Annotated in this window: 13 protein-coding genes; 9 read left to right on the forward strand and 4 right to left on the reverse strand. The window is 53.1% G+C overall.

The features are described from left to right. The first annotated feature begins 1 nt into the window (after position 1). Genes kdpA through B6A39_RS06960 form a run of 5 tightly spaced genes read left to right on the forward strand, consistent with a single transcriptional unit; the run spans position 2 to position 7835 of the window. Entirely contained in the window at positions 2-1693 is a 1692-nt protein-coding gene (kdpA, locus tag B6A39_RS06940; protein WP_083003021.1) for a potassium-transporting ATPase subunit KdpA, read from the forward strand. A gap of 10 nt (positions 1694-1703) precedes the next feature. Then, on the forward strand, positions 1704-3740 hold the full coding sequence (gene kdpB / locus B6A39_RS06945; protein WP_083003024.1) for a potassium-transporting ATPase subunit KdpB: 2037 nt from the start codon (positions 1704-1706) through the stop codon (positions 3738-3740). Between the two features lie 10 nt (positions 3741-3750). Further along, positions 3751-4434 (forward strand): potassium-transporting ATPase subunit KdpC, encoded by a 684-nt coding sequence (gene kdpC, locus B6A39_RS06950; protein ID WP_232318758.1) that lies wholly within the window; start codon positions 3751-3753, stop codon positions 4432-4434. 4 nt (positions 4435-4438) lie between these two features. Further along, positions 4439-7123 carry a sensor histidine kinase gene (locus B6A39_RS06955; protein ID WP_083003028.1) on the forward strand — a complete coding sequence of 895 codons (2685 nt, stop codon included), beginning with the start codon at positions 4439-4441 and terminating at the stop codon, positions 7121-7123. Then, complete coding sequence (locus B6A39_RS06960; protein ID WP_083003031.1) at positions 7113-7835, forward strand: response regulator; 723 nt, start codon at positions 7113-7115, stop codon at positions 7833-7835. The genes B6A39_RS06955 and B6A39_RS06960 overlap by 11 nt, the downstream gene beginning before the upstream one ends. Positions 7836-7851: 16 nt before the next feature. On the opposite strand, the gene B6A39_RS06965 is transcribed toward B6A39_RS06960, so the two are convergent. From B6A39_RS06965 to malE, 4 genes are all read right to left on the reverse strand, one after another. Further along, positions 7852-9339 carry a TrkH family potassium uptake protein gene (locus B6A39_RS06965; RefSeq protein WP_083003035.1) on the reverse strand — a complete coding sequence of 496 codons (1488 nt, stop codon included), beginning with the start codon at positions 9337-9339 and terminating at the stop codon, positions 7852-7854. Positions 9340-9540: 201 nt separating this feature from the next. Next, positions 9541-10431 (reverse strand): maltose ABC transporter permease MalG, encoded by an 891-nt coding sequence (gene malG, locus B6A39_RS06970; RefSeq protein WP_030069051.1) that lies wholly within the window; start codon positions 10429-10431, stop codon positions 9541-9543. A 10-nt stretch (positions 10432-10441) separates the two neighbouring features. Next, positions 10442-12010 carry a maltose ABC transporter permease MalF gene (gene malF, locus B6A39_RS06975; RefSeq protein WP_083003038.1) on the reverse strand — a complete coding sequence of 523 codons (1569 nt, stop codon included), beginning with the start codon at positions 12008-12010 and terminating at the stop codon, positions 10442-10444. 59 nt (positions 12011-12069) lie between these two features. Continuing rightward, a complete protein-coding gene (gene malE, locus B6A39_RS06980) occupies positions 12070-13257 on the reverse strand; it encodes a maltose/maltodextrin ABC transporter substrate-binding protein MalE (protein ID WP_083003041.1) in 1188 nt (395 codons plus the stop codon). A 376-nt stretch (positions 13258-13633) separates the two neighbouring features. Between malE and zwf the strand changes: the two genes are divergently transcribed. From zwf to B6A39_RS07000, 4 genes are all read left to right on the forward strand, one after another. Continuing rightward, the gene (gene zwf / locus B6A39_RS06985) at positions 13634-15127 is read left to right on the forward strand and encodes a glucose-6-phosphate dehydrogenase (protein WP_083003044.1); all 1494 of its coding nucleotides are present in this window, start codon (positions 13634-13636) and stop codon (positions 15125-15127) included. Between the two features lies 1 nt (position 15128). Next, positions 15129-15794, forward strand: coding sequence for a 6-phosphogluconolactonase (gene pgl / locus B6A39_RS06990; RefSeq protein ID WP_083003047.1), 666 nt, complete (start codon positions 15129-15131; stop codon positions 15792-15794). 57 nt (positions 15795-15851) lie between these two features. Next, on the forward strand, positions 15852-16514 hold the full coding sequence (locus B6A39_RS06995; RefSeq protein ID WP_083003049.1) for a bifunctional 4-hydroxy-2-oxoglutarate aldolase/2-dehydro-3-deoxy-phosphogluconate aldolase: 663 nt from the start codon (positions 15852-15854) through the stop codon (positions 16512-16514). A 190-nt stretch (positions 16515-16704) separates the two neighbouring features. Further along, on the forward strand, positions 16705-18228 hold the full coding sequence (locus B6A39_RS07000; RefSeq protein WP_232318759.1) for a glycoside hydrolase family 32 protein: 1524 nt from the start codon (positions 16705-16707) through the stop codon (positions 18226-18228). Positions 18229-18280 lie beyond the last annotated feature (52 nt).

An 18280-nucleotide genomic window follows, 5' to 3' on the forward strand; every position in this document is an offset into this window, starting at 1 on the left:
TATGAACGACATGATCGCCATTTATGCCATCGTGGCATTACTTGGTGTGCCATTGGGGATCTATATCGCCCGCGCGCTAAGTACTCAGCCTAGCCGAATCGACACGCTATTCAGAGTGATAGAGACGCCTATCTACCGATTAGCAGGCGTTAATAGTCAAAGCGTAATGACGTGGCAAGTCTATGCGTTAGCCATTCTGAAGCTGCATGTAGGCTTGATACTACTGGCATGGTTGGTGTTTATGTGTCAGGGCTTACTGCCCCTGAATCCTGACGGCATACCCGGCATGAAGTGGGATACAGCGCTGCATACGGCGGTGTCGTTTGCCACCAACACTAACCAGCAGCACTACTCAGGCCAAGCACAGCTTTCCCACCTCAGCCAAACCTTTGCCATTGTAACGCTGCAGTTTTTAACCCCCGCTACGGGGCTTGCCGTACTGGTCGCCATAGCACGTACCTTACTAGTGGCTCGGCCAGCTGGAACGTTAAAAGGAGTTGGCAATTACTATCATGACCTGACTCGCACGGTAGTACGCGTTATGTTGCCGCTGGCAGCAGTGGTGGCGTTGCTGCTGACGTCCCAGGGAGTGCCTTCTAGCTACCAAGCGGCGCATCAGGTGGAAATGCTGGATTCGCAAGTGGAAGAGGTGCAGTCGATACCCTTAGGGCCGGTTGCGTCCATGGTCGCGATCAAGCAACTGGGAACCAATGGTGGTGGCTGGTATGGGCCAAATTCTAGCGTTCCGCTTGAAAACCCAACGCCGTTGGCCAATGTGATTGAAACTGCTTCCCTGACGATCATTCCCTTCGCATTACTGATTGCCATTGCACTTATTAGTGGCCGACGCCGATTAATGATGGGTATTGGTGCTGTGATGCTGACGTTTTCGCTGATTTCCACCTCTGTTGTGGTTTCTTCGGAACGTATGCCGAATGCTGCTCTTGTCGAGCTTTCTCAGCCCGGCGCTAATTTGGAAGGCAAAGAACTGCGTTTTGGTACCGATCTTTCCGCTTTGTGGGGCAGTTGGACGACACAAACATCGAACGGCTCCGTTAACGCCATGCACGACAGCTTTAACCCCATGGGCGGCATGATGGTGTTAATGGATATGTTTGTGAACGTCACCTTTGGCGGCGTGGGTGTTGGGCTTATCGGTTTCTTTCTCTATCTGATGTTGGCGGCTTTTGTTGGCTCATTGATGGTCGGTAGAGCGCCAGAGCTGTTTGGCAAACCGCTAGAAACCCATGAAATGCGTTGGATATCTTTAGCGATCCTGGCGCAGCCGTTAGTCATTCTTGGTCTTTCCGCGCTTACCGTAGCGATGCCTAGCGCTGCTGGAACCTCAAACCCTGGTTTCCATGGCCTATCCCAAGTGCTTTACGAATTTACCTCTGCATTTGCCAATAACGGCTCTGGTTTTGAAGGGCTTGGCGATGATACGCCTTGGTGGAATCTCGGCTGTGTTATTGCACTGATGGTCGGCCGATTCCTTCCCATGCTGGTGCCATTAGCGGTGGCCGGATGGTTGGCAGCGAAGCGCACTGCACCCGCAGGACGCGGCACCTTGCCGATGGATAGCCCTGCATTTATGGGATTGACCGCCGGTGTGATTGTGATTGTTAACTTGCTGGGCTTCTTACCGGCGTTGGTGCTTGGCCCGATTGCTGAAGCCGTGACGCAAGGCTTCTAGGAGAAACGAGATGTCACATACTGAGCTTGCTAAACAGCCGCGTCGTCCGCTACCCATTGGCCAAGTCGTCGCTGGGGCTGTGAAAGGACTTGCGCCTCAACAACTTGCGCGAAATCCCGTGATGGCCGTGGTCGCCATTGGTACCGTAGTGTGCTTTGGGCTGACGCCTATTGCTTTCGTCCAGGGAGAAAATGGCGGTTTTGCGTTGGCTATAGCGTTGTTGTTGCTGGCCACCGTTCTGTTCGCCACGGGAGCCGAGTCGTTGGCAGAGTCTCGTGGTAAAGCCCACGCTGGGGCGCTGCGTAAAACCAAGGGAGAGCTGAAGGCAGTTAAGCTGAACGCTGATGGTACGACGAGTAATGTTACGGCCGACTCTCTCCGCAAAGGCGATCGTGTGAAAGTTGTCGCGGGGGAGCTGATTCCCGCCGATGGCGATATCGTTGAAGGGGCTGCCTCGATCAATGAGTCGGCTGTCACAGGTGAATCTGCACCCGTACTGCGTGAAGCGGGCACTGATAACAGCGGTGTCAGTGCCGGTACCAAAGTGCTGTCAGATCATCTGATTATCGAAGTCAGCGCTAACCCTGGCGAATCGTTGTTAGATCGCATGATTGCCTTGGTAGAAGGCGCCAATCGTCAGAAGACACCTTCCGAGCTGGCGCTATCGGTACTCTTGGCAATGCTAACGCTGGTGTTTTTGATCGTGGTCGTCACATTGGTACCCATGGCGACCTTCGTGGGCGTTGAAACCTCCACGGTCATGCTTGTGGCATTACTGGTCTGTTTAATTCCCACCACCATTGGTGGCCTCTTGCCTGCTATCGGTATTGCGGGTATGGAGCGCGCGATGCGGGCTAATCTGGTGGCTAAATCAGGTAAAGCCGTCGAGATCGCTGGCAGCATCGACACCTTGCTGCTGGACAAAACCGGCACGATAACGCTTGGCGATCGTCGTGCGACGGAGTTTGCTCCTTGCCAACAGGTTCCGCGCCAGCGAGTCCGTGACGTAGCGTTTTTAACGTCACTGGAAGACCCTACGCCGGAAGGACGCTCAATTGTTGAGCTAGCCACTGAACAAGGCGTCGATGTCCAGCTTAGTGAAGAAGCCGATGGTGCAACCTTTGAAGCGTTCAGTGCTGAAACACGTCTGTCAGGCGTTGATCTGACCAGTGGTAAAAAGCTGCGCAAGGGGGCACCGAATGCTATCGCTGAATGGGTAAAAGCCCAGGGCGGTGACATACCCAGCGATTACGAGCAGGTCATTGCACGTATCTCACGGGATGGCGCAACCCCCATTGCGGTGGCAGAAGGCAAACAGATTTTGGGCGTGGTGGCGCTGTCTGATGTGATTAAAAGCGGTATCGCGGAGAAGTTTGCTGAACTGCGTGCCATGGGTATCAAAACCGTAATGATTACGGGGGACAACCCGATTACGGCGTCGGCTATTGCCGCGACGGCAGGCGTGGACGATTACATTGCCGAAGCCACGCCAGAGCGCAAGCTAGCGTTGATTCGCGAAGAGCAGGCCAGTGGTCGCTTGGTTGCCATGGTGGGTGACGGTACTAACGATGCTCCCGCTCTTGCTCAAGCTGATCTGGGGTTGGCAATGAACTCGGGCACCCAGGCAGCCCGAGAAGCGGCCAATATGGTGGATCTGGACTCTGATCCTGGCAAGCTGATTAGTGCGGTGGAAATTGGCAAGCAGTTGCTGGTTACTCGAGGCGCGCTGACGACGTTCTCGCTGGCGAATGATGTGGCTAAATACTTTGTTATTTTGCCAGCGCTGTTTGCCGCTAGCTTCCCTGCACTTGGCGTGCTCGACGTTATGAATTTGCACTCGCCTACCACGGCGGTGCTAGCGGCGGTGCTATTCAACGCGTTAATCATTCCGGCATTAATTCCCTTTGCCTTGCGCGGTGTGTCTGTGAAGGCGGCATCGGCGACGGAATTGTTGCGTCGAAATCTGCTGATTTACGGCCTGGGTGGGCTGCTGCTGCCATTCCCTGCCATCAAGCTTCTCGACATGCTGATTGCGTTATTTATCTAGGAGAAACGTCATGAATGTAGATATGAAACGCCAGATCGCTGCGAATGACGATGTGCTGCAGGCAAAGGCTTCCTGGGGTAATGCACTTCGCTTTATGGTGGTAATGGCAATTCTGCTGGGGCTGATTTACCCGTTGGTTACCACAAAACTGGGTGGCTGGTTATTCCCCGAGCAGGCCCAAGGGAGCTTGGTACGAGACGCTTCTGGTCGGGTGGTCGGGTCAAGCTTAGTGTCCCAAACGTTTGTCAGCGATGAGTACTTTATTGGTCGTCCATCAGCGGCGGGCAATGACGCAGGTGATGTCTCAGGGTCTAATCTGGCGCCGAGTAACGTATCGCTGCGCGAGCGTGCCCAGGCAGATGCAAATGCTATTGCTCAACGTGAAAACGTAAGTGTCGAACAAATTCCAGTTGACCTGATTACCGCGTCTGGGTCAGGTATCGACCCACATATCTCCCCCGAGGCGGCTGAGCTACAAGTTGCAAGAGTAGCGCAAGCACGCGGAATCGACGAAGTTACTGTGACGGCGCTAATTGATCAAGCACTTGAAAACACAGGCTGGCTGGGCTCGCCGGTGGTGAACGTGTTGCGGCTGAATGTCAGTTTGGATGACCGTTTTCCAGTATCATCAACCACCGCAGCGCCATTAACCCCAGCCCCAGTCACCTCGACGGCTTCAGACACCATGGAGTAAACCAATGTATTCAGCGGATCAACGACCCGATCCCAATACATTGCTAAAAGCCGCGCGCCGAGAGGCGCGCGGCTGTTTGCGTGTATTTCTGGGAGCTGCGCCCGGTGTCGGTAAAACCTACACCATGCTTCGCACCGCCCGTGAACGGGCAGAAGAAGGTGACGATATTGTCATTGGTGTGGTGGAGTCACACGGACGCGCTGATACCGAAGCCTTGTGTGATGGGGTGGCACGGCTTCCGTTAGCGCCTTTAAAGCACCATGGCCGAACCTTCTATGAATTTGATATTGACGCGGCCCTGGCGCGGCGCCCCACTATTTTGCTGGTGGACGAACTTGCCCACCGTAATATCCCCGGCAGTCGGCACCCGCGTCGTTACCAGGATATTGAAGAGCTGCTAGATGCAGGTATTGACGTGTGGACAACCGTTAACGTCCAGCATCTCGAAAGTTTGAATGATGATGTCGCGCGGATTACTGGGATTCGCATGCGTGAAACGGTGCCCGATGCGCTGTTAGAGCGCGCCCGAGATGTATCGCTTGTTGACTTAACGCCTGACGAGCTCCTTGAGCGCTTAAGGCGCGGCAAAGTCTATATACCCGAGCAAGCCCGTGCCGCCATGGAAGGCTACTTTAATGAATCCAATCTCAACGCGCTGCGTGAGCTGGCGATTCAAACTATGGCCGAGCGCGTAGATGCCGATGTGAAGGTGGCAATGGATGCTGGCGGCAGGGCAGGCCCCTGGCCGGTGAGACCGCATCTGTTGGTGGTCATTAATGGAAGTGAAGACGACGTATCGCTGGTTCGCGCGGCTCATCGGATGGCAGAGCGGCGCTTAGCGGTATGGCGAGCGGTTTATGTTGATAAAGGAGTTGTTTCTCCACAGCAGCAACTGGCCGTTGAACAAGTCTTCAGCCTGGTCGCTCGGCTGGGTGGCGATTCAATACGTTTACAGGGGCATAGCCAGCTAAGTGAGATTCTCAACTATGCACGTTCAATTAATGCGACCACTATTGTGGTGGGTCGCGAAGCGAAGCGTCGCTGGTGGAAGTGGTCACTGCCATTGGCCCAACGCTTGATGGCGCATGCCGAGGCATTCGATATTGTTGTAGTGGCTAAAGGGGCTTTGAAACAACGCGCCAATCAATGGCAGCATGGCTGGAAGCTGCATCCTCCCCAGTTACTGGCCGCTAGCTTGGCGGTGATGGCATCCCTAGGGGTGGCTGTCATGCTGGAGCCCTGGCTTGAGCTAGCTAACTTATCATTAGTGTTTTTAGTGGCCGTACTGTTCAGTGCGGTATGGGCGGGTACCGCCATGGCAATGTTCAGCGCCATCGCGAGCTTTTTAGCATTTAACTTCTTCTTTACCGAGCCGCGTCTCACCTTTGCCATGGTGGAGCGTGGGCAGTTGCTAACGGCAGTATTTTTCTTGCTCGTTGCCGTGGTGGTTGGGCAGCTTGCAGGCAGGGGACGTCGGCGTTTAATTGCACTGCGTGCTAGCCGCGATCAGACTCAGCTTTTGTTGCGTTATGCCGAACAGCTATCAACCGCGACAGACAGCGCCAGTGCAGCAAAAATTGGCGTTGATACATTGGTGCAGTGCTTTGCGGTGCCCACGGTATTTATTGAAAGCGCCGAAAGCGCGAATGAAGTGCGGGTTGTTCATGCGCTGCCGGATTCGGTGCGCTTAGACATGGCCGCTAAGCAAGCTGCGGTGTGGAGTTGGCAGCATCAAAAGCCCAGTGGTCAAGGCACAGACACCCTGAGTCAACAGGCTTGGCGCTTAATACCCCTGGCAGTGCAGGGAGAAAAAGTAGGGATGCTGGCGCTTAAACTATCGGAAAGCCAAAAGGCGCTCACCTACGAACGAGAGTCGTTAATGGATACGCTGGTGCGTCAGCTTAGTATGGCGCTAGAGCGCACTCGGCTAGTGGCAGAGCTGAACACAACCCGTGTCTCCGAGGAGAACGAACGTCTGCGTTCTGCGTTACTCTCATCGGTGTCTCATGATCTACGTACACCACTTTCCTCTATTATTGGCTCAGCCAGTTCGCTGATCGAGCTCAAACCGCAGCTAAGCGATAGCGACCAGCGTGAGCTGCTTGATGGCATCCTGTCTGAAAGCGAGCGCCTTAATCGATACATACAAAACTTGTTGGATATGACCCGGCTAGGGCACGGCACGTTAAAAATTGAGCGAGACTGGGTAGCGTTTGACGACGTTATTAACTCAGCGCTCAAGCGCTTGGGTCAGTCACTTAAGCATGTCGTTGTCCGCAAGTCTTGGCCTCCTTCGTTACCGCTACTTTATGTCCACCCTGCGCTGGTAGAACAAGCGTTGGTGAATGTCTTGGATAACGCCCAACGTTTTTCACCACCAGGCGGAGAATTGAGCATAAAGGCGCACCTTAACGAAGGTGATCTCGCAACGCTGGTGATTACTGTTGAAGATCAAGGCCCGGGCATTTCTCCAGAGTTGCGCGAGCAGGTATTCGATATGTTTTACAGCGGTGGCGACGGCGATAGAAGTGCCCACGGTAGCGGCCTTGGTTTAGCCATATGTCGTGGCATGATTGGTGCCCATGGCGGCACTATTATGGCTGAAACCGGCGAAAGAGGGCGAGGTACCGCGATTATTATAACGCTGCCACTGTTAGGTGCAGATATCAGGAGGGGTGATGAAGAGTGAAGGCAGCGGTCGCATTCTAATTGTTGATGATGAGCAGCAGATTCGGCGATTTCTGCGTATCAGTTTAGCTTCTCAGGGCTACGGAGTATTGGAAGCAGAGAATGGCGAGCAAGCGTTAGCCATGGTGTATACCCAAGCCCCTGACGTCGTGCTGCTCGATTTAGGCTTGCCTGATATGGACGGCCACGAAGTACTGCAGGGGATACGTGAACACAGTACCGTGCCGGTCATTGTGGTATCTGTTCGTGATCGGGAAGAAGAGAAAGTCTTTTCGTTGGATAACGGCGCCAACGATTACGTTACTAAGCCCTTTGGCATTCAAGAGTTACTAGCGCGTATAAGGGCGGTATTGCGCTTGGCCCAGAAAGCTAGGGGAGAGCAAACATCAAGCTACTATGTCAGTCAGGGGTTAGCGATTGATCTGGAACTAAGGCGTGTCACACTACAACAAGAAGATGTGCATTTAACGCGAAAAGAGTTCGCTGTGTTAGCGCGCCTGTGCCGCTACGCCGGGCGAGTCGTTACACAGACTCAGTTGTTAAAAGAAATTTGGGGGCCAACGCATGTAGACGATACGCACTATTTACGCATCGTGATTAGTCGCCTGCGGCAGAAACTGGGAGATGACCCACAAACACCCACCCTGCTTCAAACAGAAGCAGGCGTCGGGTATCGATTATTGGTAGAAGCCGCGCTGCGCCCTGGAACGTAGCGCCGCTCTAACAAGGTTAGCGTCGCCAGAACATCGGCGTGAGCAGTACCACGACCGTTAAAATTTCCAGGCGACCCATTAACATACCGATGCACAATAGCCATTTAGCGGCATCGGGTAGTGTTGCAAAGTTACCTGCCGGACCAATGGTATCACCGAGACCAGGGCCTACATTCGCTACCGCAGTGGCCGCTCCGGAAAGGGCAGTGACTAAGTCCAAACCTAATGCTGAAAGGCCCAATGCAAGCACTGCAATCGTAATAAAGAAGAAGAAAGAGAAGGCCACTACGCTGCGGGAAATATCGCTGGTCACTGGCTGCTGATTATAGCGCGTTGTGAAAACACCATTGGCGTGAATCAGATAGCGCAACTGATTACGCAACATCAGCATAGCGATTTGGAACCGGAAAATTTTCATACCACCGCTGGTAGAGCCGCTACAGCCACCCATAAACGTAAGATAGAAAAACGCTGCAATGGGTAATGAACCCCATAGGGTATAGTCGTCGGATGCATAGCCCGTAGTGGTCACGACTGAAATGACGTTAAACGTGACATGAGTGAGCGAGACAAACCAGTCATCGCCTTGGTAAAAACGCCACGCGCTGAGAATCAAGATCGCTGTTAGCAGCAGTTTTAACAAACCACGGACCTGTTGGTCTTTCCACAGTGCGCTGCGAGAAGTGCGAATAAAGCGAATATACAAGACAAAGGGAAGTGCTCCACTGAGCATGAAAAAGCTACCCATCCATAGCAGCCACGGCTGCTCAGCGTAGGCACCAAACGAGGCGTCAGAGTTAGCAAAGCCACCGGTCGCCAGTGATGTCATTCCGTGAACCACTGCATCTAGTGGCAGCATTCCACCGATCCAGTAGCTCAGCATGGCCAGTAGTGTCAGCCCCACATAGATACTTAGCGTCGCTTTAGCAATGCCGCCCGTGCGGGGCATTACTTTATCGGACCAATCCGATGATTCGGTGTGGAATAGCCGCATGCCGCCTACTTTAAGAAACGGCAGAATGGCGATGCCCATGACGATAATGCCGATACCGCCCATCCACTGCATTAAGCCCCGCCACAGCTTTAGGCCGTCGGATAACTCTTCGATCCCAGATAATATGGTTGACCCGGTGGTGGTAATCGCGGAGACCGACTCAAAGACTGCATTAGTGACGCTAAGTTGGGGCGCACCTAAAATAAGCGGAAGGCTGGCAAAACAGCTAATGCTGGTCCAACTGCCCGCCGTCAATATAAACATCTGCCAGGGCTTCAGCTCCAGCGATACTCGGCGGGTTAGCAACCAAGTAATAAGCGTAGCGCTCAGAATAATGAGAAGCGACATTCCGAACGCAGGAGCGTCAGGATCTTTTTCAATAACGAGAACAATCCAAGGCAGTGTCATAAACATGGCAAGTACTAACCATAATACTGCCATGATTTTAAAGATTTGTGCCCAATTGCGGTAAGCGTCTCGATAGTAAATTCCGCTGGGAAAGATGGTCATAGATCCGCTCTTAAATTGCCCTAATGTTTATCGCGATATAACACCATGGCAACCACAAAAAGTCCGTAAAAATTCTCTAAAAAAATACTCAAGTGATGAACTCAGTGATGAAAAAACCGGCCCTATCAATAGAGCCGGTGACGAGCAAGGTGCTCAAGCGAGGAAGCGGGAGTGGTGTACTGAGTAGTTAAATCCAGGAATTTAGCCTTTGACGCCCCCAGCGGTTAATCCGCCAATAATCCAGCGCTGACAGATCAAGAACGCGACGGTAATGGGCAGGCCGGAAAGCACTGCAGCGGCGGCAAAGTTACCCCAGCGCTGGTTGTGGTCGGCAAGGTATTGTTGAGCACCTACCGCCAGGGTGAGCTTGTGCTCATCTACCAGCAGAACTGAGGCCATGGGGTACTCCATGATGCTCATCACAAAAGCCAGAATGAAAACCACCATCAAAATGGGAATCGACAGCGGCAGCAGAATGTAGCGGAACGCTTGCCAAGTGCTAGCACCATCGACCATAGCCGCTTCTTCCAGCGAGCCATCAATCGACTCAAAGTAGCCTTTAATGGTCCAGATATGCAGCGCGACTGCGCCCAGTGATGCCACGATCAACGCGCCGTGGGTGTTGATGCCTAACCAGCCAACAAACTGCCCCAGTCGATCAAACAGGGCGTAGAGCGCCACAAGCGACAGTACGGCTGGGAACATCTGGAAAATCAGCATACCTTTCAAAAGCGGTTCTTTGCCTTTAAAGCGCATGCGTGCGAAGGCGTAAGCGCTCGTCGTCGCTAACATTAGAATCAGCACCGAAGAAACTACTGCCACTTTTATTGAGTTCCAAAGCCACAACAGCACAGGGAAGGGTGGCTGTACAATACTGCCATCTGGGCGTTCCCAGGGAATTCCCAGTGCTAGTGACCAGTGTTCCAACGAGAAATTATTGGGAATTAAGCTGCCAGAGGCAAAGTTACCCTCCCGAAATGAGATTGAAATCACCAACAGTAGCGGGAAGACAATCAGCGAAACAAAGCAGATCAGTGCAAGGTGAGCGCCCAAGCGGCGCGCGCCCACAGAACGCGGTTGAACCATGGCCATGAGTAACCTCCTAAACCTTAACCTTGGAAAGGCGCAAATTAAGCAACGACATACCCGCGACCAAGAGGAAAATGAGCGTTGCGATGGCGGCTGCCAGCCCAAAGTTCTGTCCAGCATCCTGGAAGGCAATGCGGTAGGTGTAGCTGACCAATAGATCGGTGGTGCCTGCTGGGGTGCTGGCGCCCAAAATGTCGGGGTTGCCGCCCGTTAATAGCGCAATTAGCACAAAGTTATTGAAGTTAAATGCAAAGGCGGCAATCAATAGTGGTGTTAGCGGTTTAATGATCAGCGGCAGGGTAATCTTGAACAGGTTGGTAATAGGGCCTCCGCCATCTACCGCCGAGGCTTCGTAGAGATCTTGGGGGATGGCTTGGATTAGCCCCATGCATAGCAGCAACATATAGGGGTAGCCCAACCACGTATTAACAATCAGCAGCATGGAACGCGCTAACCACGGGTCGGTAAACCACTCTGGGCGAACACCAAACAGCGTGTCCAGAATCATGTTTACTTCACCGAAGTGTTGGTTAAACATGCCTTTAAAAATCAGGATGGAGATAAAGGCGGGCACGGCGTAGGGCAGAATTAACAGCGTGCGATAAACGGCTTTGCCCTTGAGTTGGTCCCACTGCAACAGTGACGCCAGCACAAAGCCAACGGCCAGGGTGAAGACCACCGTCAGTGCGGCAAACACAAAGGTCCACACAAAAATTTGCATGAACGGGCCGCGAATGTCGGGATCGGTGAATATCTTCGTATAGTTGGTAAACCCTACATTGACTGGCCATCCCGGCGTGATGCTTTCACCGTTATCAGCGACAAAAAATCCGATAGCGGGGTCGGGGGTAAGAACGCGGTCATCGCGGCGATCATAAAGCGAGCCGTCTTCACGAGCTTCATAGCGATCTACCATAGGGGCAAACTGGCGTAACCCTGCCATACGCAGCTCCGCGCCATCCGGTGTCAGCAGCCTAAGCCCTTGCAGAGAATCACGTGCCTGGATAATAGCGCGCATTCCTAGTGGCTCTTGGGCAGGCGAAGCGTCTACTGCCTGAATGCCTATTTGGCGGGTTTCATGGTTGGCGAAGTTGAGCGGTGAAGAAACGAAACGCTGGGTCGTGTCTGCCTCACTGTTTTCCAGGTATAAGCGGACAAGCTCACCTTCTTGGTAAAGCGTTAGCTCAAACGCGTTGCCTTCCTGTTGATAGGTTTGGCTCATCAGCTGGCCGCGCACGCGCTCTTCCGATAGCAGGTTGCTTGAGCTGTAATTACTAAAGCTAATGCCGATGGTGTAAAGCAGCGGAAAAATAACAAATACGCCGAGCCCCGCTATGGCAGGAAAAATATACCGGTGGCTCATTAACGTACGTTTGGTAAACACCACGCCTAGCGAGGCGCCCAGCACTAGAAAGAGCAGCGCAAACATCCACTGGCCGTTAAGGTGGAAGGCGACTACCAGCCATAACAGCGCGATTACCAAGGTGGCAATGACGCAGCGAAGTGCCCAGCGGGTGTAGCGTTCGGTGAGATGGCGAGAACGGTGGCGGGGAAGGCCACGAGAGGCGTTAGTGGTATACATAGTGACATCCTGAAAGCTGCCCGGTGGCATTGGCTACCGGGCAGAAGGGCAGAAAAAGCTTACTGGCGCATACGCCGCGCAGCGGCATCCAGCGCTTCTTGGGGCGATTGGCGTCCACTGCCGATGTTTTGAAGGGCGGGCTCCATGGCTGCCCAGAAAGCACCCATTTCAGGAATATTTGGCATGGGCATACCGACTTCAGCATTTTCAAGCGTCGCGGCAATGTTAGGGTTATCAGCAAGTTCAGCCTGATAATCGATATGGGCGACCGCTCCCAGTGACCCGTCGCTGTTGAATGTGTGCATGCCCTCTTCGCTAAGCAGGTAGTTTTCTAAAAACTCCACGGCGAGAAAATCATTGGGTGTGGCGGAGTTAATCATTGCCGTCATCACGCCAAACATGGGTTTAGCACGTTCATCACCCACTTTCGGCAGTAGCGCGACGCCGTAATCAATTCCGCTACGCTCAAGGTTCGGCCAGGCCCATGGGCCGCTAATCATGGTAGCCACTTCGCCCTGGTTAAAGCGGGTATCCATCAAGTTGTAATCAGTGCCTCGGGGTAATACATCACTTTCAATTAGCTCAACCAACAGTTCTGCCCCTTGTAGGGCACCTTCGTTGTTAACGCCTATATCGCTGACGTCATAGCCGCTGTCAGTCTGCTTGAAAGGGTAGCCGCCGTTGGCCGCTAGTAAGGTCCAACCGTAATACGGCTCGCTGTAATCAAATAAGATGGCCTTTTTGCCGTCTTGAGAGAGCGTTTCGTCAAGCTTCATCAGCTCGGCAAAACTTTCTGGCGGTGTTTCTACCAGGGCTTTGTTGTAAATGAGGCCCAGTGACTCTACCGATATCGGGTAGCCGTAGGTTTCACCATTCCACAGCGCAGCTTCCCAGGTGAAGTCGTAAAACGCCTCACGGAAGCTGTCACTTGGGGCGACTTGTTTCAATAAACCACTTTGTGCCCACTCACCCATGCGGTCGTGAGCCCAGATGACGATGTCTGGCCCTTGGCCACTTCCCGCCGCCTGCTGAAAGCGGTCGGTAAGGTTGTCGGGAAATACCACCTCAACTTCGATGCCTGTTTCTTCACGAAACTGCTCGGCAACCTCACGAATGCCTTCTTGACCTTTATTATCACCCATCCAGATAGTCAGGCGATCGTCCTCAAACGCAACGGCGGGAAGGGCGACACTGGCAGCCAGCGTCGCGGTTAGAAGCGGCATCATGATGGGGCGAGACGTAGCCATAATGTAAATACCTCATTGTTGTTGTCGTAGAGTGCTGCGAGCATATTGATGAGCAGCGCTTTAGTCAGTGCCAGCGTCGCCAATTACGCGCAACGTCACCTCATCCTCAGGGGGCGTAGCGATGGCGTATCCAAGGGGCGTAGAGTGGAATAAAAGGTAACAATAAAGCGGTATAACGTTAGGTGTCTGCATCGGTGCTGATCAGAGATGGCACTGCTCAAAGAGAGACGTTAATAACGTTAAAAGACGTAAATGGGGAGGCAATACTATTTTTTTGTAGTAAAATTACATGTAATGTTGCGTATAATGCCCGATATCAGATAGATTTTAGGTAATCTAACTACATTAGATCATCTAATTATAAATAGGAGCTGAGATGAGCCAGTCACAATCCCCGCTGGGCGATCAGAAGCACGCTATTGATTTAGCGCTGTTTGGGGCGCTGGGCGATCTTGCAATGCGCAAGCTGTTTCCTGCGCTTTATCACCTTGACCGTGAGGGCTTAATGCCCGAAAGCACGCGGATTATGGGGCTGGCACGTCAAACGCATGACACCGCTGCGTTTCGCCAGTTGGTAAATGGTGCGCTGCAAAAGCGGCTGAAAAAAGATGAGCAGGATAAAGAAAGTCTCGAGCGTTTTCTAAATCGGCTTGACTATTGTCAGCTGGATTTCAAAAAAGCTGAGGGATTTGAGCAAGTACGTGAATGGCGCGAAGGCTCCGATCGCCCCATGGTGGTTTATTTATCCGTTGGCGCAATGATCTACGGTGATATTTGCCGCAACCTTGAGGCGAGTGGCAGTCTGGATGAGCAAACGCGGGTCATCGTTGAGAAGCCCATCGGCTACGATTTGGTGTCATCAGAAGAAGTTAACGACGCTATTGGGGCCGTTTTTCCTGAGTCGCGTATTTACCGTATTGACCACTATTTGGGTAAAGAAACGGTACAGAACCTGATTGCGCTGCGCTTTGCTAACCCGCTATTCGGGACACAATGGAATCAGAACCACATTTCCCATGTGGAAATTACCGTCGCAGAAAAGGTCGGCATTGAAGGGCGCTGGGGTTACTTCGATGATGCCGGACAGCTTCGCGATATGGTGCAAAACCACTTGCTCCAGTTGCTATGCTTGATTGCCATGGATCCACCTTCCAATCTGGATGCTGACGCGATTCGTGATGAGAAAGTAAAAGTGCTTAAAGCCTTAAAGCCGTTTACCGGTGAAGCACTGGGGCGTGATGTAGTACGTGGACAATACACTGCGGGCACTAACGATGGACAGCCGGTACCGGGCTACCTGGAAGAAGATGGAGCGAATACCCAGAGCCAGACCGAAACCTTTGTGGCAATGAAAACCGAGGTTTCTAATTGGCGCTGGGCGGGTGTGCCGTTCTACCTGCGTACCGGTAAGCGCATGCCTGAAAAACTGTCCCAAATTGTGATCCACTTCCGCCAGCAGCCGCACTATATTTTTGATCCTGATCAGCGGGGGATTGCGTCTAACAAGCTGATCATTCGCCTGCAGCCAGATGAAGGGATCGCGCTTCAGGTGCTCACCAAAGACAGCGGTTTGGATAAAGGCATGCGCCTGCGTCCTGGTCCGTTGCACCTGGACTTTAACAGCGCGTTCCCCAAATCACGTATCCCAGATGCCTATGAGCGCTTACTACTGGAAGTCATGAAAGGCCAACAGTATCTGTTCGTGCGTCGTGACGAAGTTGAGCACGCCTGGCGCTGGTGCGACCAGCTTATCGATGGTTGGAAAGCCCGCGAAACCCCACCACGCCGTTACCCAGCAGGCTCTTGGGGGCCGGTTGCCTCCATCGCCATGATTACCCAAGATGGCCGCAGTTGGTACGAGGATTATTAATATGAGCGAAGCACGTCAGGCGCTAGCACAACAGCTGGCAGAAGCGGTCTTCCAGGCATTGACCGAAGATTTGAATCGCCAAGAGCGCGCGCTACTAGTCGTCTCGGGTGGCTCTACGCCGGTGCCTTTTTTTAAAGCGCTGGCAGCCAAACCGCTGCCTTGGGAGCGCATTGATATCACGTTGGCCGACGAACGCTGGGTAGGTGAAGAAAGTAGCGATAGCAATGCCAAGCTGGTGCGCGAAAACCTGCTTCAAGGAGCGGCTGCGAACGCCAACTTCGTACCGCTAACCTCAGATGCCTCGACGCCGGAGGAAGGGGTTGAAGAGGTTGCCACACGCACGGCATCTCTGCCTTGGCCCGCCAGCGTTGTGATCTTGGGAATGGGCGGCGATGGTCATACGGCATCGCTATTCCCCGACAGCCTAGAGCTAGGTTTAGCGCTCTCTACTGATGAGCCGCTTGTCGCGGTACGCACGCCTAGTCAGCCGCAGCCGCGTATTACTTTCTCGGCAGATCGCCTGCATCAGGCGCATCGACATATTTTACATATTACTGGCGATGATAAGCGCAGCGTATTGGCAAACGCCATGAATGGTGATGATGTCCGTAAGCTGCCGATTCGCGCGTTTTTATCTTGCCCGTTAGCGATCTATTGGGCGCCGTAATGCCTGGGCTTTCGCCAATAAAACGTTCGCCAGTAAAAATTGCTTGGAGACTCACTGATGACAATCGATAAACAGCTACCCTCAACGCGCACTGCCGAGCTTGACAGCATCTGCTTAAAGGCTGAGGTCATTCCGGTGATTACCATTGAGCGTCTTGAAGATGCGGTACCGCTAGGTCGCGCCTTGGTGGAAGGTGGCTTAAGCGTGCTGGAAATTACCTTGCGTACTGACTGCGCGCTGGAAGCAATTAAACGCATGAAAGAAGCGCTGCCAGGAGCCAGCATCGGTGTAGGTACTGTGTTAACGCCCGCGCAATACCGCCAAGCTGAACAGGTGGGGGCGGATTTTGTGGTGACACCCGGCGCGACAGAAGCGCTTTATCGCTATGGCGTAGAGAGCCCAGTACCGATGTTGCCCGGCGTATCAACGATTTCTGAGTTGATGACAGGCTGGCAATACGGCTATCGCCGCTTCAAGTTTTTCCCGGCTGAGTCCAGTGGTGGTGCCAACGCCATTAAAGCCTTTGGTGCGCCGATCCCCGAAGCGCGTTTTTGCCCAACCGGCGGTATCACGGTCGATAACGCTGAAACCTACCTTTCACTACCCAATGTTATGTGTGTAGGCGGTTCCTGGTTAACGCCTAAAGCAATGGTAGAAGCGGAAGATTGGGACGGTATTCGCGAGCTGGCCCGTCAGGCCGCTGAGCGTTTTCACCACTAAAGAATACGATGTAAATCGACACGAGCACTCTCGTTACTTGCCTCACTGATATCGGGTCGTGTGGGTAAGTCATTTGCCCGAGCATATTGCCATGCTCGGGCTTTTTTGTGTGCTTCACCTAACGGCGTAGAGCAGAGAAGAAAAAAGCGTGTTAGCCTCAACTTAATCGATTAAGTAAGGGTTTTTAACATTGAATCTCGTCAAATTTACTCCTCTCAGGCCAACGCTGCATTTTACGCCGCCTACCGGCTGGATGAATGATCCCAACGGGCTTGTGTATTTCGAAGGAGAGTATCATCTCTTTTATCAATACCATCCCCATGACACGGTATGGGGGGCAATGCACTGGGGGCATGCAGTGAGCACCGATCTCTGCCATTGGGAACACTTACCTATTGCGCTGGCGCCAGATGCCCAAGGCGCGTGTTTTTCAGGTAGTGCCATCGTGGATGAGCATGATGTGACGGGTCTGTTTGACGGCCAGTCGGGGCTGCTGGCGTTTTATACCTGCCACCGAGTACTTTCCGATGACCCTGAAGATTATGAGCAGTCACAGTGTTTGGCTTATAGCCACGACATGGGGCGTACTTGGCATCAGTACGCTAATAACCCGGTGCTTCCCGCGCCAGGGTTTAAAGATTTTCGCGACCCAAAAGTGTTGTGGCATGCCGCTACCCAGCGTTGGGTAATGGCGCTGGCCTGTGGGCAGGAAATTCATTTTTACACCTCGGAAAACTTATTGCACTGGCAGTTTGCCAGTGCGTTTGGCGAGGGCCATGGGGCGCATACTCAACACCCCTGGGAATGCCCCGATTTGTTCGAACTACCTGTGGAAGGCGCTAAAAATGGCCAGGCGACTAGCCGCTGGGTATTAATCGTGGGCATTGGTGCTACGCCAGATAATGCCTTTGGCTCGTTCACACAATATTTTGTGGGCGAATTTGACGGGCAGCGTTTTACTAACGACCACTCGCCTGATGACGTCATGATGATGGACGAAGGGCGTGATTTTTACGCCGTGCAGAGCTGGTCGAATACCCCGGGGCGTCGTTTAGCCGTGGCTTGGCTGAATAATTGGCAGTATGCCAATCATGCGCCTGAAGCTGGCTGGCGGGGGATGATGAGCCTGCCCAGAGCGTTAACCCTGCGTGCGACATCGAGTGGCATTCAGCTTTGCCAGCGTATCGCCAGTGAGTGCCATGAGGCGCTGACAGCTGTACCGCATATTATCCCGCCACAGGCGATGCCGGGGGGTGAGCAATATAGTGTCTTAACCTCGTTGCCGTTGGTAAGTCGTGGTTTGCTTGAACTGACCTTAACGCCTGGCAGCCGAGTAGCGTTGTCGCTTCAGCAGGGAGATCATCAACAGCTTACGCTTGAAGCGGGAGAAGCGGACGTTGCACTTCGCTACACGCGTAACGGCGTGAACGGACAAGCAGCTTTCGACAACCATTTCGCCTGTGACCATGCAGCGGGCAGCGTTGATGGTCTAACGATCACAATAGAGTGGTGGTGTGATCATGGCTCGCTGGAGGTCCTGATTAACGGCGCGACGCAGCAACGAGTAATTTCCCAGGTTAGCTTTACAAGTCTAACGACAGGCTCGATTGATGTGCACGTCTTGGAAGGCAGCGCAGAGTTGCTCGGTGGCAGTGTAACAACGAGTAAAGAAGCGGTAGCGCAAGAGAAGGTAGCCAATTCTTGCACTTATTAGCGCGCTAGTAGGATGTAGAGTGTAAATGGGATTTAGCGTGTTAGTGGGACTT

This window comes from Halomonas sp. GT (genome assembly GCF_002082565.1).
In the GTDB taxonomy this organism is placed as follows: domain Bacteria; phylum Pseudomonadota; class Gammaproteobacteria; order Pseudomonadales; family Halomonadaceae; genus Vreelandella.